Origin of the sequence: Aquipuribacter hungaricus (assembly GCF_037860755.1) — a bacterium.
Lineage (GTDB): Bacteria > Actinomycetota > Actinomycetes > Actinomycetales > JBBAYJ01 > Aquipuribacter > Aquipuribacter hungaricus.
In genome coordinates, this window is the sequence record NZ_JBBEOI010000484.1 from 1 (window position 1) to 821 (window position 821).

Here is an 821-nt window from a genome sequence, read left to right on the forward strand (position 1 = left end):
CAGCTGTCGGCGGCGTGCACCTCGGCGCGGGGGACGGCCCGCGCGACCAGGGCGGCCACCGGGGCGACGCCGCAGCACGCCTCGACGAGGACGCCTGGGCGGTCGCGCCCTGCCGCGACCTCGACCAGCGCCCCCGCGGCGAGGCGTGCGAGCACCGCGGTGCGCTGCCGGGGCACGAACACGCCGGGACCCACCGCGAGGTCCAGGCCGTTCAGCCGCACCCGTCCCACCACCACCTCCAGCGGCTCGCCCGCCAGGCGCCGGCGCGTCCACGCCTCCCGCTGGACGGGGTCGGCCGCGGCGGCCAGGAGGACGGCCGCCTCATCCTCGGCGAAGACGCACCCGGCGCGGCGCAACCGGTCCACGAGCACGCCCGTCCCGTCGGAGGTGCCACGGCCGGCTGGCTCGGGCACCCCGAGCACCGTGAGCGTGGAGGAGCCGGCCGGGCTCACGCGTCGTACCCGACGTGCAGCAGGCCGTCCTCGGTGCCGACCAGCCGACCGCCGGCGGCGGCCATCGCACCCGCGGCGGCAGCGAGGCGCTGGTAGGCCGCGGCCGCCTGCCCCAGGGAGGTCGACCGGTCCGCGGCGTGGAGGAACGACAGCACCTCCACCGTCCGGACGAGCCGCCCCTCCCTCAGCGCGTGCACGCGCAGCGCGGAGCCGTCGGCCACGACGTCCACGACCGGCCCGACCCGGGCGGGCGCCAGCCCCCAGCGGCGCCCGGACGGCACGTCGCCTAGGCGCCCGAGCACCTCCTGCAGGCGGACCGACGGCCACGGCGGCCCGCCCACCTGGCGCCACCCGTCGCCGTCGTCGGCC

General features: G+C 79.9%; 1 protein-coding gene and 1 pseudogene. Both read right to left on the reverse strand.

Annotated elements, in window-relative coordinates; genetic code table 11:
* Window positions 1-452, reverse strand: a pseudogene (locus WCS02_RS20775) (hypothetical protein); the annotation flags it as partial.
* The coding region (locus tag WCS02_RS20780; RefSeq protein WP_340296211.1) for a hypothetical protein at window positions 449-821 on the reverse strand (373 nt) is incomplete at its 5' end. The pseudogene WCS02_RS20775 and the gene WCS02_RS20780, both read right to left, overlap by 4 nt.